Annotated in this window: 24 protein-coding genes; all 24 read right to left on the reverse strand. The window is 39.7% G+C overall.

The window, feature by feature from the left end:
• Positions 1-27: 27 nt before the first annotated feature.
• On the reverse strand, positions 28-1284 hold the full coding sequence (locus tag B1R93_RS01355; RefSeq protein WP_245308165.1) for a tetratricopeptide repeat protein: 1257 nt from the start codon (positions 1282-1284) through the stop codon (positions 28-30).
• Positions 1285-1363: 79 nt separating this feature from the next.
• Complete coding sequence (locus tag B1R93_RS01360; protein WP_088102197.1) at positions 1364-2305, reverse strand: hypothetical protein; 942 nt, start codon at positions 2303-2305, stop codon at positions 1364-1366.
• 317 nt (positions 2306-2622) lie between these two features.
• On the reverse strand, positions 2623-3912 hold the full coding sequence (gene aroA, locus B1R93_RS01365; protein ID WP_088102198.1) for a 3-phosphoshikimate 1-carboxyvinyltransferase: 1290 nt from the start codon (positions 3910-3912) through the stop codon (positions 2623-2625).
• Positions 3913-3925: 13 nt separating this feature from the next.
• The gene (locus B1R93_RS01370) at positions 3926-5023 is read right to left on the reverse strand and encodes a prephenate dehydrogenase (protein WP_088102199.1); all 1098 of its coding nucleotides are present in this window, start codon (positions 5021-5023) and stop codon (positions 3926-3928) included.
• A gap of 67 nt (positions 5024-5090) precedes the next feature.
• Positions 5091-6194: a histidinol-phosphate transaminase gene (gene hisC / locus B1R93_RS01375; RefSeq protein ID WP_088102200.1), complete on the reverse strand. Its 1104-nt coding sequence runs from the start codon at positions 6192-6194 to the stop codon at positions 5091-5093.
• A gap of 39 nt (positions 6195-6233) precedes the next feature.
• Positions 6234-7037 carry a tryptophan synthase subunit alpha gene (gene trpA, locus B1R93_RS01380; protein WP_207634107.1) on the reverse strand — a complete coding sequence of 268 codons (804 nt, stop codon included), beginning with the start codon at positions 7035-7037 and terminating at the stop codon, positions 6234-6236.
• Positions 7027-8229 carry a tryptophan synthase subunit beta gene (gene trpB / locus B1R93_RS01385; protein ID WP_088102201.1) on the reverse strand — a complete coding sequence of 401 codons (1203 nt, stop codon included), beginning with the start codon at positions 8227-8229 and terminating at the stop codon, positions 7027-7029. The genes trpA and trpB overlap by 11 nt, the downstream gene beginning before the upstream one ends.
• Positions 8210-8860 (reverse strand): phosphoribosylanthranilate isomerase, encoded by a 651-nt coding sequence (locus B1R93_RS01390; RefSeq protein WP_088102202.1) that lies wholly within the window; start codon positions 8858-8860, stop codon positions 8210-8212. Before B1R93_RS01390 ends, trpB begins: the two co-directional genes overlap by 20 nt.
• Positions 8844-9617 carry an indole-3-glycerol phosphate synthase TrpC gene (gene trpC, locus B1R93_RS01395; protein ID WP_088102203.1) on the reverse strand — a complete coding sequence of 258 codons (774 nt, stop codon included), beginning with the start codon at positions 9615-9617 and terminating at the stop codon, positions 8844-8846. Before trpC ends, B1R93_RS01390 begins: the two co-directional genes overlap by 17 nt.
• Positions 9610-10632 carry an anthranilate phosphoribosyltransferase gene (gene trpD / locus B1R93_RS01400; RefSeq protein WP_088102204.1) on the reverse strand — a complete coding sequence of 341 codons (1023 nt, stop codon included), beginning with the start codon at positions 10630-10632 and terminating at the stop codon, positions 9610-9612. Before trpD ends, trpC begins: the two co-directional genes overlap by 8 nt.
• The gene (trpE, locus tag B1R93_RS01405) at positions 10625-12133 is read right to left on the reverse strand and encodes an anthranilate synthase component I (RefSeq protein WP_088102205.1); all 1509 of its coding nucleotides are present in this window, start codon (positions 12131-12133) and stop codon (positions 10625-10627) included. The genes trpD and trpE overlap by 8 nt, the downstream gene beginning before the upstream one ends.
• A gap of 226 nt (positions 12134-12359) precedes the next feature.
• Positions 12360-12743, reverse strand: coding sequence for a chorismate mutase (gene aroH, locus B1R93_RS01410; protein WP_088102206.1), 384 nt, complete (start codon positions 12741-12743; stop codon positions 12360-12362).
• A 4-nt stretch (positions 12744-12747) separates the two neighbouring features.
• A complete protein-coding gene (aroB, locus tag B1R93_RS01415; protein ID WP_088102207.1) occupies positions 12748-13833 on the reverse strand; it encodes a 3-dehydroquinate synthase in 1086 nt (361 codons plus the stop codon).
• A complete protein-coding gene (gene aroC, locus B1R93_RS01420) occupies positions 13834-15006 on the reverse strand; it encodes a chorismate synthase (RefSeq protein WP_088102208.1) in 1173 nt (390 codons plus the stop codon).
• A 194-nt stretch (positions 15007-15200) separates the two neighbouring features.
• On the reverse strand, positions 15201-15974 hold the full coding sequence (locus B1R93_RS01425; RefSeq protein WP_088102209.1) for a CheR family methyltransferase: 774 nt from the start codon (positions 15972-15974) through the stop codon (positions 15201-15203).
• 130 nt (positions 15975-16104) lie between these two features.
• Positions 16105-16548: a nucleoside-diphosphate kinase gene (gene ndk, locus B1R93_RS01430; RefSeq protein WP_088102210.1), complete on the reverse strand. Its 444-nt coding sequence runs from the start codon at positions 16546-16548 to the stop codon at positions 16105-16107.
• Between the two features lie 179 nt (positions 16549-16727).
• Positions 16728-17699: a heptaprenyl diphosphate synthase component II gene (gene hepT, locus B1R93_RS01435; protein ID WP_088102211.1), complete on the reverse strand. Its 972-nt coding sequence runs from the start codon at positions 17697-17699 to the stop codon at positions 16728-16730.
• Positions 17700-17727: 28 nt separating this feature from the next.
• A complete protein-coding gene (locus tag B1R93_RS01440) occupies positions 17728-18570 on the reverse strand; it encodes a menaquinone biosynthetic enzyme MqnA/MqnD family protein (protein ID WP_088102212.1) in 843 nt (280 codons plus the stop codon).
• Positions 18567-19178, reverse strand: a complete 612-nt coding sequence (locus B1R93_RS01445) for a UbiX family flavin prenyltransferase (protein WP_088102213.1) — start codon at positions 19176-19178, stop codon at positions 18567-18569. Before B1R93_RS01445 ends, B1R93_RS01440 begins: the two co-directional genes overlap by 4 nt.
• Positions 19175-20038 (reverse strand): UbiA-like polyprenyltransferase, encoded by an 864-nt coding sequence (locus tag B1R93_RS01450; RefSeq protein WP_207634131.1) that lies wholly within the window; start codon positions 20036-20038, stop codon positions 19175-19177. Before B1R93_RS01450 ends, B1R93_RS01445 begins: the two co-directional genes overlap by 4 nt.
• A 27-nt stretch (positions 20039-20065) precedes the next feature.
• Complete coding sequence (locus tag B1R93_RS01455) at positions 20066-20776, reverse strand: demethylmenaquinone methyltransferase (protein WP_088103360.1); 711 nt, start codon at positions 20774-20776, stop codon at positions 20066-20068.
• A gap of 6 nt (positions 20777-20782) precedes the next feature.
• On the reverse strand, positions 20783-21571 hold the full coding sequence (locus tag B1R93_RS01460) for a heptaprenyl diphosphate synthase component 1 (RefSeq protein ID WP_088102215.1): 789 nt from the start codon (positions 21569-21571) through the stop codon (positions 20783-20785).
• Between the two features lie 170 nt (positions 21572-21741).
• Complete coding sequence (gene mtrB / locus B1R93_RS01465) at positions 21742-21960, reverse strand: trp RNA-binding attenuation protein MtrB (RefSeq protein ID WP_088102216.1); 219 nt, start codon at positions 21958-21960, stop codon at positions 21742-21744.
• Between the two features lie 18 nt (positions 21961-21978).
• On the reverse strand, positions 21979-22548 hold the full coding sequence (folE, locus tag B1R93_RS01470) for a GTP cyclohydrolase I FolE (RefSeq protein WP_088103361.1): 570 nt from the start codon (positions 22546-22548) through the stop codon (positions 21979-21981).
• Positions 22549-22605 lie beyond the last annotated feature (57 nt).

Below are 22605 nucleotides of genomic sequence, written 5' to 3' on the forward strand. Positions count from 1 at the left end.
ACATTTAAATTTTTTTCATATCTTTTATTATTTAAGCTCATCAAGTAACTCTTTAATTTCAAGTCGTGACGAATCCATTTCCATTAAGGATTGAAAACAGTCGATAGCCTTTTCTCTCATCCCATATTCTAATAAGAAATAGCCAAATTCTTCAAGGAAATCCGGATCTTCAGCAAAACCTTTTTCAACTTCTAAGAAACGCTGAAAAGCACCCTCATAGTCGTCTGCTTCTTTTAAAGCAACAGCCTCGTACCAAGTTAATAACGGATCATCTTCTCCATACGATTTTGTATGCGAGATAAGCTCTAAAAGTTCCTCAAACTGCTTATCATGCTTTAAATATGCTGCAAGTGTATGAATTGCTTCTATGTTCGAAGGATTAAGGGCAATAACTTTACGTAGGAAATGTTCGCCATCTTCAGGACGGTGCTGTTTAAAACTCAATTTCCCTGCGAGGATATACAACTGTTCATTGTATTCATCCACTGCCATTCCATCCTTAAGCGTTTCTACCGCTTCATCAATTCGATTTTCTGCTTCATAGGCTTTTGCTAAGTACGGATAAAGACTTGTAAAATCCGGGTCTAAAGCTTTCAATGCCTCAAGCTGTTCGATCGCAATAATCATGTCTCCTATTTGGAATGCAGTAAAACCATAGCCAAAAAGAGCATGCGGGTCCAAATGATCCGTTAAACCTTCTCGATAATACTGCATGGCTTCCTCAAACTGACCACTTGCGCTATACGCTTCAGCTAACTTTAATTCAATGTGCACATTTGGAAGTTCATCTTTTTGATGAAGAGCTTTTTTCAAATAAGGAATGCTTTTAACATAATCCCCTCTATCTAAATAAAATTCCCCAAGACCATAGGATATAACCACTTCATCGGGTGCCTTTTTCGCTGCCGATAGGAGCTTCTGTTCTGCTACCTCATCCAATGCCTGCATTTGATACAAATCAGCTAATAATAACTGAGCTTGTAAATAGGTTGGATCCTCTTCGGAAACCTCTAACAATAGGTCTATCGCTTCATCTTCTTCATTCGCATCGATCATAATTTCTGCTAAAAAGATAAACAAGCTTCCCTCGTCTGGATATAGCATTAATAATTCCTCGATTAGTGCCTTTGCTTTATCTAAATGACCAAGCTCATAATATACTTCAGCAATCGAATACTTTGTTTCGTGGTCAGCCGTTTTAGAAACCTTCTCTAGGGTTGATAATCCTTCTTCTACTTTCCCTGCTTCGATATCATCCATTGCTTTTTCAATTGCATTTATCATTCTACCACAGCTCCCTAGTCTTACATTCCTTTGATAAAGAAGAAACCATCACTCAAACGAATGACGGTACTATTATAACTTAACTTGATTCAACATTACCATGTGCTTCGGTAATAGGCACAAAGCGACCTGGTTTGATTACTTGAATATGACATCCATAACCAGGAACTAACGAATAATCATCATTCACTTTTAATATTCTACCTCGTAAAACAACGATATTCGGTTCTCTTTCATCATAATCAAGTTCAGTTGATTCATCAACCGAAAGGGCTTGAGAATTATCGATACTAGAAATTTCTCTTTCCAAAAAAAGCATGTAATCCGTATCACTTCCAATAATTAATTCACCTTTTAAGGGATAAAGACCCGTTTTTTGAATGAGGGGCTTTGACCAAGGAATTTGATGGTTCGGCACTTTATCTGTAGGTATACGATATTTTCTGCAATACCAGTTCCAGCTACTTTCCAAAGCAGCTTGTTCCTTTTTCTGACAATCATGTGTGTCTAAAAGTAAAACAACGGGATACGTGAGCATCGCTTGAGCAATATGTGTCCATGGTACTTGATTCAATTCATTTACTGAATTTACTTGAACCTTTAACACTGGGACTCTATTCTTTTGACAATTTCGAATAACCGTTGGCCTTAATATCCCAATTGGCATTTTTAAACCGATTAAAAAGTCAAGGGAACTATTTGTCATCTGATGCTTTGCTTTTTTTAGTTGAGAAGACATTTGCCTTTCATAGTTTACTTGAGTGAAGACAACGACTGTCGTGCAACCTTTTTGTAAAAGCTGTCGCTGCTGTATTTGGAAAGGGGCTAGTTCCATTCCTAATATGTCATCATCGGTCATGACATTGCCTTTATTCAAAACAAAGCCAGCCAAGTTCAGACGACGTTGGTTCCATTTATCAAGTGATTTGTTTACATATTGAATTTTTTGATTTGAAATTAAATATGAACGTGGAGTCAATGTTCCATTTTCTAACTTCTTAACTTGATCAAGTAAGTACATTTTCTATTATCCTCCTAGGTTTCTTCAGTGGTTTACGAGATTTAGCTACTCGAAAAGCCTCATTTCAATAAGTACTTATAGACAAGCTATGAAGTTAGATAAAAAAACAGAACAAGTGCCGAAATTTTTTAAATAATGAATTGACTTTTTGTTTCAATTCGCTATAATGAAATTAGCGTATGGTTTCTCTCCACTCCTATCCATACTACATGTAGCTTTTATAGCTAAACCCCGATTTGAAAACGCTTACGTTTTCGTCGGGGATTTTTTTTGAGCGCAAATAAGAGCCTATCTCATAATCGAGATAGGCGTACATGTTATTTATTCTCCAATTTAGCGATATGCTCAAAGAAACTTGGATACGAAACAGCAATTGCTTCACTACGCTCGATAGCCACTTCCCCTTCAGAAATAAGTCCAGCAATCGCCATCGCCATTCCAATTCGATGGTCTCCATAGCTACTTACTGCTCCACCATGAAGACTTGTCATTCCTTCAATAATCATTCCATCTTCGGTTGCTTTAATATTTGCTCCTAGTTTTGACAGTTCACTTACAACTGTGTCAATTCGGTTTGTTTCTTTAACTTTCAACTCTTCTGCATCTTTAATGACCGTTTTCCCTTTTGCTTGAGTAGCTAAAACAGCGATAACAGGGATTTCATCTATAAGACGTGGAATTAAATCCCCACTAATTTCAATCCCTTGTAGTTCTGATGTTGAAATCGTAATATCGCCAATCGGTTCACCTCCGACCATTTTTTCATTCCTAATTTCCATCGAAGCACCCATCTTCTCCAATACATCAATAATCCCCGAGCGAGTTGGATTCAGACCAACCCCTTCTAATGTAACACGGCTATTCGGGACGATCGCTGCAGCAACTAGGAAAAAAGCCGCTGATGAAACATCACCAGGTACGACAATATGTTGGGCAGTTAACGCTTGCCCCCCTTCAACGGATACTGTTAGTCCATCACGTTTCACCGTCACTCCATACGCTTCAAGCATACGCTCTGTATGGTCACGAGACAGCGCTGGCTCTGACACAGATGTCGTCCCCTCACTTTGTAAGCCTGCCAGTAAGATTGCCGACTTTACTTGAGCGCTCGCTACCTTTGATTGAAAATGTATTCCTTTTGTAGAACCACCTCTAACAGAAAGCGGTGTGAAATTACCTTCATTTCGCCCATCGATTTCTGCTCCCATCTCACGTAGTGGATCGGTTACACGAGCCATTGGCCGCTTCGCAATCGAATCATCTCCAATGAGGACAGAATGGAACGGTCTTGTTGCTAAAATTCCAAGCATTAAACGAGTCGTCGTACCTGAATTCCCAACGTCTAATATTTCACTCGGCTCCTCTAAACCATCCCAGCCCTTTCCCTCAATTTTCACTTTTTCACCAGCTTGTTCGATATGAACTCCAAGTTTTTTGAAACAAGATATCGTACTTAAGCAATCCTCACCTGGCAAAAAGCCTTCTACTGTTGTTGTACCGTTCGCGATTGCACCAAACATAACTGCACGGTGAGAAATTGATTTATCCCCTGGCACTTTAATCGCGCCATTTAAGCCAGCCACTTTTTTTACTGTTTTCAACGTCATGAAGGTTTCCTCCTTACATAATATAGGTATCATACATATTTGTTTGCAAATATTTCTTTGCTTGCTCTCGATCCTCTTCCGAACGAAAACTTAGTCTGAGCACACCCATAATATCCTCTCGTGTTTCGAGAATCCGGATATTTGTCAAACTAATTTGGTGATCAGCTAATATACTAGTCACATCTGAAATAACACCGGGATGGTCAGGTACATCAACAAATAAATCATAAAAAGCCGGAATGGCTCCCTTTTCTCTTACAGGAAGTCTATCCCGAAATGTTTTCGCTTCCTTGAAGTATGTATATATGTCGTCAGAACGTTCGTTTTCAATAAGTGTTTTAATCTCTTCCATTTCAGACATCCAGGCTTCCAATAATTCAAGCAAGCTGTCTTTATTATGGAGTAAAATGTCGCGCCACATTGTAGGACTACTAGAAGCAATACGTGTTATATCACGGAAGCCACCGGCAGCTAATCGAGGAACGAGTGGATGATCATGCTCCATTTTCGCTACTTGTCTTACTAAGCTAGCAGCAATCACATGTGGAAAATGACTAATTGCACCAGCAATGCGATCATGCTCCTCGGGCAACAGTTCAATAAAGCTTGCCTTTGTCCCTTTTAACCAATTTTGCAGTTGTATGACTGAACGTGTGTCTGTATCTCTTTCTGGCGTTAAAATGTAAAATGCATTTTCAAATAAATGAGCTCTAGCAGCTTGAACACCTGTTTTATGAGAGCCTGCCATCGGATGTCCACCAATAAACGTTACACCCTTTTCCTTTAAACAGTGAGATTGTTCAAATATTCGTTGCTTCGTACTTCCTACATCAGTAATGATTGCCCCGGACTTTAGGCTGTACGTAGAAATATCATACAAAAGCTGCTCCGTCTTCGTAACAGGTATCGCTAAAACAATAAGATCTGCATCCCGTACACCTTCTTCAACTGAATCAGCAATCTCATCAATCACTTTTAATGATTGAGCCATCTTTAATTGTTCTTTTTGAATATCATAGCCACGTATAATAACATCATGCTCTCTTTTTATCGCCAAGGCGATTGAGCCACCAATTAAGCCCAAGCCAATTATAAACGCTTTTCTTTGCATGCTGTTCTCCTTTCCCTCTTATGAAAAACCGTCCTTCACCTTAGAGATGAAAGACGGATTTCAATCACTACCCTTGCTGAACCGACTTTTCAGCTAGGAACCCCTCAAGAATTCCAAAGAGCTCATCGTTTTGCTCTTCACTGCCGATCGTGATTCGGACGCAAGTAGGGAAGCCAAGCGCCTCACCAGAACGAACGATAAAACCACGTCTAAGCAAATAATCAAAAAGCTCATTACCAGGACATTTAAAATCAATCAAAACAAAATTTGTTTGTGAAGGATAATAGTATAGGTTATGCTTTTCACAGAACGCTACAAATTGCTCTAAGCCTCTCGTATTTTTCGCCACACATTCAGTAATAAATTGCTCGTCCTCTAAAGCAGCAGCTGCGGCTAAATGAGCGAATGTCGTGTTATTAAATGGAGGGCGAATAGGATCAAGTAATGAAATCAGTTTAGGGCTCGCTACACCAAAACCAACTCGAAGAGCTGCTAAGCCGTATGCTTTTGAAAATGTCCGTAAAATCATTAAGTTTTCATATTTCTCAAGTAATGGTAAAGTTTCCGGATAATCTTCTGCTGTCACATATTCGTAGTACGCTTCATCTGAAACAACTAATACATGCTTCGGAACACGTTCGATAAAGGACTCAAACGCCACTTGATTAACGTATGTTCCAGATGGATTATTCGGATTACATACCCAAATAATTCTCGTCTTTTCATCAATTGCTTCTAGCATCGCATCCAAGTCATGAACACCATCAATTGATGGCACTTCTCTAACTTCGGCACCTTCAATTGTTGCATTAAGTTTGTATTGTGAAAAGGTCGGGTCTGCAGTCACTGTATTCGTATCCGGAGATAAAAACGCTCGACAAAGGAACTGAATGACTTCGTCTGAACCATTTCCGAAAACAAGTTGATTTTTTGCAACCCCTAATTTAGAAGCTACCTTTTCTCTTAAAAAAGCAGCATATCCATCGGGATAGATTGCAGTTTCTGAAGCAGCCTGACGAATCGCTTCGGCTGCTTTCGGCGATGCTCCAAATGGATTTTCATTTGAAGCAAGCTTTATAACCTTTGATAATCCGAATTCTTTTTTTACTTCTTCAATTGGCTTCCCTGGTTTATAGGAAGGAAGACCACTTAACTGCGGTTTTGCTTGCATCTTTAGCACCTCACCTTGTGAAAGTATCCTACCTCTATGTTACGACGAAATGAGCGAGGTGACAAACGTTTTTATTTCGTTTAGCGCCTCTGGCCTAGACTCTGTCTTCGTTAATTTATCTTGTAAGCTTCCAATCGTTGAAACAAGTGCACTTCCGACAACAACCCCGTCAGCATGCTCTTTCATTACATTCACTTGTTCCTTTGTCGAAATCCCAAATCCTACTGCGATTGGAACATGACTTGACTCTCGAACCGTTTGTAAAAATTCATATACACGCGGGTCTAATTCTGAACGCGCTCCAGTTACCCCTAATGATGACACGCAATAAAGAAACCCTTGAGCCTTTTTTGCAATTTTTACGATACGTTGTTTTGACGTTGGTGCAACGAGTGAAATTAATGAAAGGTTATGTTTATTACATAAAGCCGCTAATTGTTCACTTTCCTCAAACGGAAGGTCTGGAACTAGAATTCCATCAATGCCTAAATCCTCCGCTTGTGCTGTAAATCGTTCCTCACCGTATTGTAACAATGGGTTGAAATACGTAAAAATCACGACCGGAATCGTTAAACCACGTTCACGCATTTTAGGAACAAGATGCAATGCCTTTTCTAATGTCATTCCGTTTTCTAATGCCCGTTTAGAAGCAGCTTGAATCGTTGGACCATCTGCTAGAGGGTCTGAATAAGGAATCCCTAGCTCCAAAATACTTGCTCCCGCCTCCTGAAGGCTTAACGCGATCTCAACAGTCGCATCAGCCGTTGGATCCCCCGCCGTAATAAACGGAATAAATAACGAGTCCCCTTTAGTTGTTGCTTCCTTCATCCGATTAATCCCCATTTGTTTCACCTCTAAAGTGCTTCATTAATGTATGCACATCTTTATCGCCTCGTCCAGATAAGCAAACGAGAACCGTCTCCTCTGGCGAAAGAGATTTTGCACGTTCGAATGCTTTAGCTAAGGCGTGCGCTGATTCAATTGCCGGAATAATCCCTTCCGTCTCTGATAAAAGCTTTAAAGCATCAAGAGCCTGCTGATCGGTTACTGCTTCATATTGAACACGGCCACTGCTTGCAAGATATGCATGCTCTGGGCCAACACCTGGATAATCTAAGCCTGCTGAAATCGAGTAAGGTTCAATAATTTGCCCCGCCTCATCTTGGATTAGGTACGTTAGCGAACCATGAATAACGCCCTTCCGCCCTTTCGTTATCGTCGCTGCATGCTTATCCGTATCAACACCGAACCCAGCTGCTTCAACACCAATCATTTGTACGTCATCCTCCAAAAATGGATAAAACGTTCCAATCGCATTACTTCCACCACCAACACAAGCAATAACCTCATTTGGAAGCTTACCTTCAACTTCTAGCAGCTGTCTTCTTGCCTCATCTCCAATAATTCGTTGAAAGTCACGTACCATTCGTGGATAGGGGTGTGGACCAACAACAGATCCGATTAAATAAAATGTATCTTCAGCGTTGGCTACCCAATAGCGAATCGCTTCATTCGTAGCGTCCTTTAATGTTTTACTTCCTGAGGTTGCTGGTACGACTTCTGCACCTAACAGCTCCATTCGAAACACGTTTAACGCCTGGCGCTTCATATCTTCTTCACCCATAAACACTTTACACTCAAGACCAAAGCGAGCAGCAATTGTAGCTGATGCAACACCATGTTGACCCGCACCCGTTTCTGCGACAATTTTATTTTTCCCCATTCGCTTTGCCAGAAGCGCTTGCCCCATCGCATTATTCAGCTTATGAGCTCCAGTATGAAGGAGATCCTCACGCTTCAAGTAAATCTTCGCTCCACCTAGTTTTTCGGAAATGTTTTTAGCGTATGTTAATGCCGTCGGTCGACCTGCATATTCTCTTAAGTTTTCATGGTATTCTGCGATGAAAGCTTCATCTGCAAGTGCCTCATCTAGCGACTGTTCTAGTTCCTCAATCACGCTCATTAAGGTTTCCGGTACATATTTTCCACCGAACTCACCAAAGCGTCCTCGTTTATCAGGATAGCTTACTGCCACAATTGTTCATCCTTTCTTCTAGCTCATTAACTAAGCTTGCTGATTTAAAGCCATCTTGTTCAATTCCACTTGATAAATCAATCCCATCAGGCTGATACGCAAGTAGCTGTTCAACATTATCTGGACTAACCCCACCTGCAATAAATACTGGAACTTGCTGGTGTCGCCCCTCCTCAACGTAAGCAGGAACATGAGACCAATCAAATGATTTGCCTGTACCTCCCCACTTGCCATCTGCTTTGCAATCAATAATATAGCCATCCGCCACACCGGTAAACGAACGCATCGTTTCTAGCGCCTGTTCATGATGATGGATGACCTTCCATACAGGAAGCGCTATTTTCCTTTTCACATCTTGAACAAGTTCAACTGATTCCGCACCATGACATTGAATAATATCCACAGGTACCCCCTTGATAGAAGATGAGATCATATCTGCATCAGCATTAACAAATAGGGCAACAACCTTTTTTCCATTCCGCTCACCCTGTAACCAATTTCTAAGATCGTTGTTTGTCACTTTTCGTTTACTTTCAGCAAACACAAACCCAATATAATCTGCCCCACTCGCGAGTGCAACATGAACATCGTGTTTTGAATGATTTCCACATATTTTAAGAAGTGGTCTCAACAGCCTCTCCTCCAAACAATGTATCAATTCCTCTTTGTGGTGTTTCGGCTCGCATTAACGCTTCACCAACAAGGACACCCGCCGCACCTTGCTCTTTGACATAATCAATATCTGCACGCGTATGAATACCACTTTCACTCACAAATAAGCTACCTTCTGGAACAAGCTTACTCATTATTTTCGTTTGTTCTAGTGACGTCTCAAACGTTTTCAAGTTGCGATTATTAACACCTATAATTTTTGGAGTAAATGTTTCTAGTAATTCAGCTAACTCTTCTACAGCATGAACTTCAACTAAACATTCCAAGCCCTTGTCATAGGCTTTGTCATAAAGCGATTTTAGCTGGTCGATTGGAACGGTGCCAACAATTAATAAAATTGCGTCAGCACCAATCCGCACACTTTCTTCGATTTGAAGTTCATCTATAATAAAATCTTTTCGTAATATCGGTAATTGGACTGTTTGCTTTACAGCCGTCAAATAGTCACGGTGTCCTTGAAAGTATGAAACATCCGTAAGGACAGAAATCGCATCGGCCCCACCTTCCTCATAGCCTTTTGCAATAGAAGTTGGTTCAAAGTCTTCGCAAATAACACCTTTTGACGGAGAAGCTTTTTTCACCTCAGCAATTAACCCTACCGAACGATGACTATTTTTTAAAGCATCATAAAGTGAATAATGTTGGACCTTTACAGCTTCTGGTAATGTTAGAGCTGTAAGTTCCTCTTGTTTTGTTGCTAAAATTTTATCAAGCATTAGTAGACTCCCCCTGATTCTGCAACGATAAAAAATGTTCATATACTTTTCCTGATGAAATCGCCTCTTTTACTGCCATTACACCTGCTTTAATGGAATCAACTTTATCCGCGGCATATAATGCTGCCCCTGCGTTTAATACTACAATAGACTCTGCCGAAATATTTGCTTTCCCTTGAAGAACGAGTCGGATAAGAGCTGCACTTTCCTCAGGCGTATCAACCTGTATCTCTTCAAGCTTTCCGTAGTTAAGCCCAACATCTTCAGGAGTTAATGTGTAGCTAAGAATTTCTTGTCCCTTTACTTCAACCACACTCGTTGGTGCAGTAATTGAACACTCATCTAAGCCTTCTCCACCTGTTACAAATAGGGTATGAGCTGTCCCTAAACGTGCTAGTGTTTCAGCCATCTTCTTAGCAAAATCAGCATGATATACCCCTATTAATTGATGTTTTGCTCTTGCTGGATTTGTTAAAGGTCCAAGCAAATTAAAGACGGTACGAAAGCCAATTTCTTTTCTAGGCACAACTGCATGCTTCATCGATTGGTGATAAAGTGGCGCAAAGAGAAAACATAGATTTTTCTCTTTTAATACATTCACCGCTTCTTCCGGTGTGCTTTGAATCTCGATTCCAAGCTTTTCAAGAACGTCTGCACTACCACTTTTTGACGATACAGCACGATTTCCATGCTTCGCAACCTTCACACCCATAGCAGATAAAACGATCGCTGTTGTCGTTGAAATATTAAACGTACTTAAATCATCTCCACCTGTACCACATGTATCAACTACGCCCTCAAGCTGATGAGGAATTGTAATTGAATGCTGTCGCATCGCTTTTGCAAACCCAGCCATTTCATCAACCGTTTCACCACGAAAGCGTAGCACCGTAAGCAAACTTGCAATTTGACTAGCAGTTGCTTGCCCAGTCATAATCTCATTCATTAACTGCTCTGCTTCCTGTTCCGTTAGCGTTTTTCCTTCCATGCACATACTTAATTGCTGTTTAAACATGAGACGCCTCCTCACTGCCAAACATTCTTTCAGCCAATTGTACCGCCCTAATAAGTGCCTTTGCCTTATTTCTTGTTTCTTCATATTCATTCTCTGGAACTGAATCTGCAACAACCCCGGCCCCTGCCTGAATATAAGCCTTCCCATCCTTTAATACCATCGTCCGAATGGCGATACAAGAGTCAATGTTTCCATCAAACCCCAAATAACCAATCGCACCAGCATAGAGACCTCGCTTCGTCGGTTCTAGCTCCTGCAAAATTTCCATCGCACGGATTTTCGGTGCTCCAGACACTGTTCCCGCAGGAAAGGAGGCCATTAATGCCTCAAGAGGTTCATTGTCTTGACGAAGACGACCTGTCACCTTCGAAATAATGTGCATGACATGTGAGAAATAGCCGATAGACAGCAATGTTGGTGTTTCCACAGAACCATATTCCGCTATTCTTCCAACATCATTCCTTGCAAGGTCTACAAGCATATAGTGCTCAGCTCGTTCCTTTTCATCTGCAAGAAGATCCTTTGCTAGCTCCGCATCTTCTTTCTCCGTTTTCCCACGTGGTCTCGTCCCCGCTATTGGATGGATTTCAACGTGGCCATCTAGAACTTGAACTAGGCGTTCAGGAGAACTACCGACGACTTCGAGCCCATTAAGCTTTAAATAAAATAAATATGGAGAAGGGTTAACCATTCGAAGGACACGATAAATTTCTAAAGCTGATGCTGATACAGGTACTTCAAATCGTTGTGAAAGTACGGTCTGAAACACATCCCCAGCTTTAATATACTCTTGAATTTTTTTCACATCTTCAAGAAATGCTTGCTTTTCATAATTTGACTTCACATTCTCGAATGAAACTTCGTCATCCAAAGCTGGTGTTGTTTTTAACATTAATCCTTTTGGTGGTGTTTCTAATAACGTAGTAATCGTTTCAATCGTTTTGGTTGAAGCTGCGTATTGCTCTTTTAGTGATGTATTGTCGTTTATCACTGAATGATCAATAATCGTTAATTCTTTATTTTTATGGTTATAGGCAATTAGGGTTTGACAAAAAAGGAATTGATAATGAGGAACTGTTCGCTCACCTTTTTGCTTTAATGTTGGTTCAATCGATTCAATTGCATCATAGCTCATATAGCCAACTGCCCCTCCGCGGAACGGAATTGGTGCATCTACTGGCTGAACATTTAAATAGGTCATCGTTTCGTTAAAGGTTTGTTGAAAAGATGTAGATTCAACAATTACTTCTCGTTGTTTTGAATAAGTACGATAAATACCATCCTCTTCAATTAATTCATATAGAGGATTTAATCCTATAAACGAAAATTTTGACCATGATGACTCATCATCATTACTTTCAAGAAGAAAAGAAACTTGCTCTCCTAATTGATGAACAATTTGAATCGGTGTTAACCCATCAGCAAAAAAACGTTGAACGACAGGAACTGTTTTGTACGTTGCTGCTGCTTGTTGGAAAGCAGCAAAAGAGGTTTCTTTCATTTTCAATCACTCCTTCATCATTGGAATGAATGAAATGAGGAGACAATATTAGACAATTATATATGATGACAAAAAAACACCCTAAGACCCATAGGCTTAGGGTGTGATCCATACACGTATCCCTAGCTTACTCGGCTCTCCTCAGCTCATCTCATTCTCTACTCTACTAAAATACTCTAAGCAAAATTCTCAACTAAAGATTGACCTAATGTCAATTTCGTATAGTTTAACTTGATTTGCTCTCTCTCGTCAAGGATAAATCCGGTCTAAGCTTTTGCGCATCTTTTAAATAAATATGTTTAATATCAGCCTGACGTTTGTCTGTATTAATTGTCATTAACACACGAACACAGAGTGGTAAACTTCCTTTAACAGGAATCTCTTGCGCGCACGTTACTGGTACAAAAGACCATTCAGGAAAACGTCTCATCGCCTTTGCAGGAAACGCTGCTTTAATATCATCCGTTACTGTCATCAAAACTTGAGCAACCTGCTCCGCCTCAATTTCATTCTCCTTGATTATTGCTCTTAATAATTCTTCTGTTGCATCTAATACTTCCTGTTCATTATCTTCCGTTATCGTTATTGCACCACGAATACCTCGAATCACGAACTCACTCCCCCAATGCTCTTTCTAATGCTTGGATAAGCGTTGAATCATTTACCTCTTGTACAACCGCTTCCCCAACTTCCTTAAGTAGGACCATCCTAATTGAACCTGCTTCTACCTTTTTATCCTTTTTCATTGTATCAAGAAGCTCTTGTGCAGATAGTTCCTTCGGGATTTCCGTTTGATAATGAAACTTTTTAAGCCACTTTTTAAATTCCACGATAGGTAAGGTCACATTGAGGACTTCCTCACTTAATTTCATGGCAAACACCATACCAATCACCACAGCTTCTCCGTGTGTCATTCGTCCGTAGCCAAGCTTCGTTTCGATCGCATGACCAAGTGTATGACCGAAGTTAAGAAAAGCGCGAATGCCTATTTCCTTTTCATCCTCTGTAACAATTTCTGCTTTCACAGCGATTGATTTTTCGAGCATCTTGTTAACTTTATCGATTGTTAATTCTTGAAAGGATTCAATTGTCTCGATAAGCCATTGATAGAAAGGCGCCTCTCTTATTAATCCATGCTTCATGACTTCTGCAAACCCTGAACGCCATTCATGTTCCGGTAATGTGAATAATGTTTCCGTATCGTATAAAACAGCTTCTGGCTGATGAAATGCACCGACCATATTTTTTCCTAAAGAATGATTAATGGCTACTTTTCCACCGACACTGCTATCATGAGCAAGTAGTGTCGTCGGAACTTGAATAAAGCGAATTCCACGCATGTATGTAGCAGCCACAAATCCTGCAATATCACCGACTACTCCACCACCTAGTGCGACGATAACAGATTGTCGATCAAGCCCACACTCTAAAGCTTTAGTTAGCAACTGCTCATACACAGAAAATGATTTTGAAGCTTCTCCATTAGGAATAACAGCTTGAAAGACTTCAACTTGTGAATCAAAACTATTCGTTACATCGGTTAAATACCGTTTGGCAACTTGAGAATCTGTTACCACAAGGACAGAAGAGGGTGCTTTTTTTAATAATTTTTGTAAAAAGCCTCCAACTTCTTTACGTAATCCTGCTTGGATATAGACACTGTATTGTTTTGAAGCGGTTGATACAACGACCTTTTTCATTTAAAAGTTCCTCGAATATTCGTTGTGACGGTCAATAGAATCTTGTATTGCATCTACTCTATCCTGACCAAACATCTCTAATAATGCATTCGCAACTTCCCAGGCAACTACCGACTCGGCAACAACCGACGCAGCAGGTACAGCACAGCTATCCGAACGTTCAATACTCGCTTCAAACTCTTCTTTTGTTTCAATGTCAACACTTTTTAGTGGTTTATATAAAGTCGGAATCGGCTTCATTACCCCACGAACAACAATTGGCATCCCATTTGTCATTCCGCCTTCAAATCCACCAAGATTGTTCGTTCTTCTTGAATATCCTTTTTCCTCATCCCAAATGATTTCATCATGAACTTTACTTCCTGGTAGGCTTGCTGCTTCAAAGCCAATTCCAATCTCTACCCCTTTAAAAGCATTAATGCTCATAACAGCTGCTGCAATTTTCGCATCTAATTTTCGATCATATTGAACATGGCTTCCCATTCCAATTGGCACACCTTCAATGACAACTTCAACAACACCGCCGATAGAGTCGCCATCTTTTTTTGCTTGGTCAATTGCCGCAATCATTTTTTCTCCAGCTGCTTCATCTAAGCATCGTACTTCAGAGGCTTCAGAACGCTCTTGTAAGTCTTCAATTGATGTGTACGAGGTATTCTCCGCCTTCACTCCACCAATTTCAAGTACATGACCGCCAACCTTAATACCAAATGTATGTAAAATCTTCTTCGCAACAGCACCAGCAGCAACACGTACCGTTGTCTCACGTGCAGATGATCGCTCTAAAACATTTCTCATGTCACGATGACCGTATTTAATCGCTCCATTTAAATCCGCATGACCAGGACGAGGTCTTGTGAGTTTACGCTTCACTTCACTTTCTTCTTCTTCCGTTAATGGCTCAGCACCCATAATTTTGGTCCAGTGCGTCCAATCTTTATTTTCGACAACTAACGCGATTGGTGCACCTGTTGTCTTACCATGTCTAACACCACTCAATATTTGAACACGGTCTTTTTCAATTTGCATACGACGCCCACGACCATATCCACCTTGACGGCGTGCTAAGTCAACATTTATATCCTCAACAAGTAATTCAAGCTGTGCCGGAACCCCTTCAATAATTGTTGTAAGTTGTGGACCATGTGACTCTCCAGCTGTTAAATATCTCATCTTACTCCTCCTCCAACTGACTTCTCTCTTTATCGCTTTTATGCGTTAAATTATAACATGATTTCTTTCTTCTGTCTCGACAAAATCAGAACATTTCATATTCTTCAACTTATTCTATCAAAAAGGGGGTAGCTCGTCTAATAGCGACAGCAAGTTAACTTAGCGAGGTTTTCCTTTTATATAGCATTGACATTTTACATTTTTTTATAGAAAAAGGTGTCCTCTGTATCAAATTGATAATTCGAGGCGTTAAAAATTTGCTCGGTACTCCCAACAAACAGGACACCACCTTTTCGCAAAGCTTGGCTAAATTTGTGGTAGAGCTGGTCTTTCGCTTCTTCTGTAAAATATATCATGACATTCCTGCAAACGATTAAGTCAAATTGATTTTGGAAACGGTCAGCTAATAAATTTTGATGTTGAAACTTTACTGTCCGTTTTATTTCATCTTTAACTTTATAACCCATCGGATCTTTATCAAAATACTTTGCTAAGATATGTTTAGGCACTTCCTTTAATGAGCGCTCCGTGTAGAGGCCGACCTTTGCCCGTTCGATAATCGTACGATCCAAATCTGTTGCAAAGATTGAAATTTGCGAAAGCGGCATGAAATTAGCTAAAATCATCGCTAATGTGTATGGTTCCTCCCCCGTTGAACAAGCAGCACTCCAAATTTTAGGACGGGGATTCTCTTTTAATAATCTCGGAAGTATTTTTGATTCAAGAACTTCCCATCTTTTATAATTACGGTAAAATTCCGAAACATTAATGGTCATTCTTTCAAGAAAATCATTAAAAAGTTTTTCGTCTTCCGTCATCGCTTGATAAAAAGATGTAAAATCCTTAAAGCCTTTTTTATCTCTAAGTGACTCTAGCCTTCGTTTCATTTGAGCCTCTTTGTAAAGACCAAGATCAATGGCCGTCTTATTTTTAACATTGGCTACAAATCGCTGATAATCCTGACTCATTTATGTTCCCCTCTATTTTCAGTCTATTTGAATATCATACGATGGATTGTCGAAAATTGCTATAACTACTTCATTTTTCAATACTTCCTATAAAAAAAGTGCCTGTTCATAACAGACACCTTCATAAACATTATATCCACTTATTCATTACTTTTTCATATTGGTTTAATTCACTTTCCTTAAAGAAAATGTTAATCTCTCTTTCTGCACTTTCAAGAGAATCAGATCCGTGAATAATATTTTTTGACATATTCACAGCATAATCAGCTCGGATAGTTCCCGGTTCAGCATCAACTGGGTTGGTTTTTCCCATCATTTTTCTAGCAGTTGTAATGATATTATTCCCTTCCCACACCATCGCAAACACCGGACCTGACGTAATGAATGAAACAAGCTCGCCAAAAAAAGGACGTTCCTTATGCTCTTGGTAATGCTCTTCTGCCATTTCCTTTGTAACCGTCATCAATTTAGCGGCTACCAATGTAAACCCTTTCTTTTCAAAGCGTGAAATAATCTCACCAATTAAGTTTCTTTGAACACCGTCAGGCTTTACCATTAAATATGTACGCTCCATCCAATTACCCTCTCTCTCTAAAATATCAATTATGTCATATCAAACACACATTAGTATAACACAGTTCTTGTATCACCTCAATAAAAAAACAAAACTTACCCATATTTTAGGATAAGTTCTGTTTTTTTATACCCTTGAGCCTCCTACGGTCGGCTGCCGGCGCCACGTTCGTGTCGCCTCTAAAACTTGCGTGTTCCTATGTATTTGGCGATTTCTCGGAAGTATGTTTTTGCTTCTGAATCGGGAAGTCCGTATAGTGCTTTATATGCTTTTTCCAAGTACATATCGCTAATTTTTAGAGAATACTCGATTCCGCCAGATTGCTTGATTGCTTGAAGGATTGGATCGACATTTACTTTTTCCGGAAATTCATCAGCTAATAGGTTCATAATTAACGCTTTGACTTCAGCTTGATGATGCATTGCATATAATGCAGGAAGAGTAACGTTTCCTTGTCTTAAATCTCCACCAGCCGGCTTTCCAAGTTGTTCTTCTGTTCCAACAAAATCAAGAATATCATCGGTAATTTGAAATGACATTCCAACATTATAACCAAATTGATAAAGTTTTTTCCGTACATCTGGATCAGCATTTGCAGCAAGTGCGCCAAGCTCACAGCTTACAGCAATTAGTAATGCTGTTTTTCGTTTTATTCTTCGGAAGTATACACGTAAATTTTGACCCCAATTATATTGGTCACGAATTTGCTCAACTTCACCTATACACATTTCTACCATCGTATTTGATAAAGTTTGATGGATGGTCGGATTATCAAAAAATGCGGCACATTCAACAGCTTTCCCAAAAATATAATCTCCAGTGTACATAGCCACACGATTGTCCCACTGCGATTTCACCGTTTTTTTTCCGCGTCTTAACTCAGCATCATCGATAACATCGTCGTGAACAAGAGAAGCCATATGGATAAGTTCTAATGGAACGGCAATATTCTTTAGGACGTTAATATCATAATGACCGAACTTCGCAGCTAATAAAACAAAAACTGGTCGAATCCGCTTCCCTCCAGCTCGTAACAAATGAACAGAGGCATCGCGAAGAACCTCATTCTCCGCCTGGACACTTGATTCTAACTCCCTCTCAATAATCGCAATATCTGATTGAAAATGCATGTAAATGTCTGCTAACTTCATGTCGTCCACCTTACTCGTTTGGGTTTGTTCATTGGCGTACTGAACCCCAAACATGAATTGTTTCAACTGGTTTTTCTAGAAAACCACATTCGTATACAAGCTTGTAATAATAAAGGAGCCCCTGCTGCTCTTTCTCACTAAAATCATAACATAAGCCAGCAAAATACGTATCCCAAAAAGATTTATCTCCGCCGATAGTCGACATAATTTGTTGTATCATTGGTTCATGTCGAAGCTGAATACTTTTATTTTTGCTTGCTAAAAATGAACGATATAACTCTCCCACGATATCTGCATCCTGAAAAACTAGCTGATTTCTAACAGCGAACACAGCATACACCATCGGAAATCCAGTATGCTTGTACCATAGCTCGCCAAGATCATATTGATATAGATGAGAACCTTTATTCCATGTTGCTCTAATGGCATCATCGCCAATTAATAAACAAGCATCATGCTCTACTAACATTTTATCTAAGTGTGGAGTCATCGTAGTATAAGTATTTTCCAGCTTATAAAAGTACTCTAAGATGACTTTTAATAAATGGACTGAGGTTGCTGAGCTTGAAGTAAGCGCAATTCTTTTTTCATTCAGCTCCTCTAATGGAACCCGTGAAAACAAAAAAATTGACCCAACTTTTCCATATGACGAAACAGAAAGGTCCGGCAAAAGCGTATAGGCTGCAGGTTGTTGGGCATAGGCGAAAGATGATATCCCACCAACATCAACTTTGCCAACGGCCATCGCCTCATTTAATTGAGAAGGTACTTGAGGAACAAAACGACATGAATGCTTCATTAACCGAGCCCTGTCCAAATAAAAGAAAAAAGGCAAAATATTAGTATATGAGATTTCTCCAATAACGGTCATCGTCTTTCTGCCCCCCACCGGGTAAATAGCTCATGTGGAACCCCTGCACTGTCCAATACTTTTCCAACAAGGAAGTTAATCACATCATCAAGCGATTGCGGTAGGTGATAAAACCCAGGCATCGCTGGAACAATCATTGCCCCCACTTTAGAAAGCTTTAACATATTCTCTAAATGAATTTGATTAAGTGGCGTTTCACGAGGGACGATCACTAGTTTCCTTTGTTCTTTTAGCATGACATCGGCTGCTCTTTCAAGTAAGCTTCCTGATGCACCGAGAGCAATCCCTGATAACGTCCCCATCGAACAAGGAATAATTATCATACCATCCGTTTGATAAGAACCACTTGCAATAGGTGCAGCATAATCATGCAAATCATGAGTATGTAATTGTCCTAAATGAGAAGGAAATAGCTCATTTAATACACGATTTCGATCCGACGTATCTAATCGTAACTCCTCTTTAAAAACTTGCCATGCTGCTTCAGTTAACACTAAATGAACCTTGTATGATTGATTTAGTAGTTCTTGGACTAGTCGAACACCATACTGTGCCCCACTTGCCCCCGTTATTCCAACGGTGAAAATCCCTTTTGATTGCTGACTCATAAGAGTACATCTCCAATCGCAAAAATAAACATAACCAGACTCAAGATCCCATTCATCGTAAAGAAAGCCACATTTACTTTAGATAAATCATGCGGTGACACAAGTGAGTGTTCATAAATCATAATTCCCCCGGCAATGATTACCCCGATTACATAGAGCCAGCCCAATGGCGAAACAATGAATAACGTAACAAAGGCAAGAAAGCTAATTACGTGAAAAACCTTCGCTAACATTAATGCAGTTGGAATGCCAAAACGACTCGGAATTGAAAATAGCTTATGTTCACGGTCATAGTCCGCATCTTGAGTGGCATAAATCACGTCAAAGCCCGCCGTCCATAATGCGACAGCAATAAATAAAACGAAAGCCTCCCAAGTTAACGTTCCTGTCGCTCCAACCCAACCACCTAAAGGAGCAATTCCGATAGTAATCCCTAAGATGAGATGACACGCCCATGTAAATCGTTTCGTGTATGAATAAATAACGAGAAAAAATACGGCAATAGGTAGTAAATAGACAGCCAACATATTTAACTGGAATGCCGCATAGAATAATAGCGTAAATGAAATGATAATAAAAATTAGCACTTCTAGCTTCGATACTAGTCCTGCAGGTATCGCCCGTTCTGCTGTTCTAGGATTTTTCTTATCAATTTGTTCGTCAATAATCCGATTTAACGACATAGCAGCACTTCTTGCTCCTACCATTGCAACCGTTATCCAAACCCACTGTGAAAGTGTTGGGATCTCACCATTAATAATATAGCCACCAAGTATAGCGCCAAAGTAGGCAAACGGAAGGGCGAAAACTGTATGTTCAAACTTTATCATTTCTAAGATGATTTTTAACTTTCTAATCACAATAATCTGCTCCAATTCTTACTTCTTCTAGTTTTCTTGTTTGATACCTAAATGCATTGCACAAACGCCACCTGAATACGACTTTACTTCTACATTTGAAAAGCCAGCTTCTCTAAACATTTGCGCTAATTTTTCTCGATTCGGAAAGTTCATCGTCGACTCCTGCAACCAAGAATATTCATCATAGCTTTTGGCAAACAACTTACCAAATAACGGCATAATACGTTGAAAGTAGAAGAAATACAATTGTTTAAAAATTGGGATCGTCGGTTGTGACGTTTCAAGACAGACAACCATACCACCAGGTTTTACGACTCGATACATTTCTCGTAATGCTTGCATATAATCTGGTACATTACGGAGGCCGAAACCAATCGTAACATAATCAAATTGATTATCTTCATATGGCAAGTCCATAGCATTTCCGTGTGTTAAGGTCACTTGCTTAAGGTTGCGTTCATCTACTTTTTTCTGACCGACCTTTAGCATGTTTTCACTAAAATCAAGCCCCTCGACCTTTCCAGTAGGGCCTGCCGCTTCCGCTAATGCAATCGTCCAATCCGCAGTCCCACAGCACACATCTAGTGCTGCATTACCAGATTTTACATCCATTCGTTTCATCGTATCTTTTCTCCATGCCTTATGGCGCTGGAAACTAATGACAGAATTCATCACGTCATATTTTTTATAAATGGATTCAAATACTTGATGAACACGTTCCTCTTTCGTTTGTCCCATCATGATTCACCCTTCTTCTGCTACTTTTTCTGGATACGCTGATGAACCAATCAGTCGGTCAACATGGTCAATAAGGAATCCCTCAAACATTTGAAGGTTCTGCCCTTTTGTCAAAAGTCGATCTTTGATCTGTTCAATTTTCTGTTCACAATATGAAAGAACCTCATCGATATGACTTGTCTCACGAATCATCGCTTCAATTATCGGCTGCTTTCTGCCTTCTAACCATTCACTACGCTCAAATAAGAGACGCTTTAAATAGAAAAAGTCACTTACAACCTCTTTCCACACAGGAAGTTGGAAATGTTCGGCAATATTTTGTACAAGCAAAGATTCCATTGAGGCAATTTGATTTTGGGTCTCAAGGTAGGATAAATGATTTGACTCATATACATTCATTTTCAACTCATTAATTTGCTGAATAGAATGGCTATACACACGAATCATCGGTAAATGCTTCCCTTCAGCAAGTAAATAGTAATAGAGACTACAGTAGTAATCTCCAGCTAAAACAGTTAATTGTCTATTTTTACGAACAGAGTCTGTATGGATTTTATGTAGGGAGACAGCTTCATGTACATCTAAGGCAGCTTGAACGAGCAATGCAGATAGCGTAAACACCTTTACTTCCTTATTCGGAAGCTTATTCCCGAGCATTGCATATAAAAATCGGAGCCTATCCTCATCAATCGTTGGCTCAGCCACGTATTTTTGTATATAAGGATGCCTTGTTAACTGATAAAAACTTTGCTTTATCTCTTTGACCATATCATTAAAATGATTCATTCTAACCATGATTACTTCCCCCAAATCCCATACATCGTTGTAGTAACACTTAAGGCTGTTCGTTCTCAGGCATAAGTCGGATACTATTATAGCATAAAATCAAATGGTACACTAAACAAATGTAAAAACGTATCACGCCCATATTTCCGTTGATAATATAAAAAGCAGGTTTCCCTGCTTTACTCTTCCGTATCAATTGTACCATGACTCGTTTGAATAGTGGCTTTTCCTCGAATTTTTACAGCTGATGTATGCTCTGTAAATTGTGCAATCATTACTTCACCTTTATCTAATTTCTCAGAATGGTGAAATCTTGTATCAGATCCACGCGTTAAACCAATCACATTCACACCATTCTCCTTAGCCTTAATAACAAAAAAATCATTTTGACTACTCATTCCTCATCTCTCCTTCACTCAACTACCTTGAATCAATGATAGAACCTCGGCTCTTGCTGCTGCATCATGAGCAAATGTTCCTCGTACAGCAGATGTTACCGTTTTCGCTCCAGGTTTCTTAACCCCTCTCATTGTCATACACATATGTTCAGCTGAAACAACGACAATAACCCCATGTGGATCAAGTGTCTCTACAAGTGACTCAGCAATCGTAGAAGTAATTCGTTCTTGTAGCTGAGGACGACGTGCAACGGCATCAACAGCCCGAGCTAGCTTACTTAAGCCAGTCACCTTTCCACCTTTAGGTATGTAGCCAACATGTGCATGTCCATAAAATGGAACGAGGTGATGCTCACACATTGAAAAAAACGGAATATCTTTCACAAGTACAAGCTCTTCATGATCCTCACCAAAAATAGTAGCAAAATGCTCTTTCGGATCTTCATTTAATCCTTGGAACACTTCTTCATACATTTTTGCTACACGCTTCGGCGTATCTAATAAACCTTCACGACTCGGGTCTTCTCCAATCGCTTCTAGTATCATTGTAACAGCTTGTTTAATTTTTTCATGGTTGAATTCTTTCATTTTATTTAGACCCCCATCCAACGTCTTTTTCGTATTCATTTTAGAATACCCCAATGG

It is taken from the genome of Halalkalibacter urbisdiaboli (assembly GCF_002156385.1).
GTDB classification, from domain to species: domain Bacteria; phylum Bacillota; class Bacilli; order Bacillales; family Bacillaceae_D; genus Halalkalibacter_A; species Halalkalibacter_A urbisdiaboli.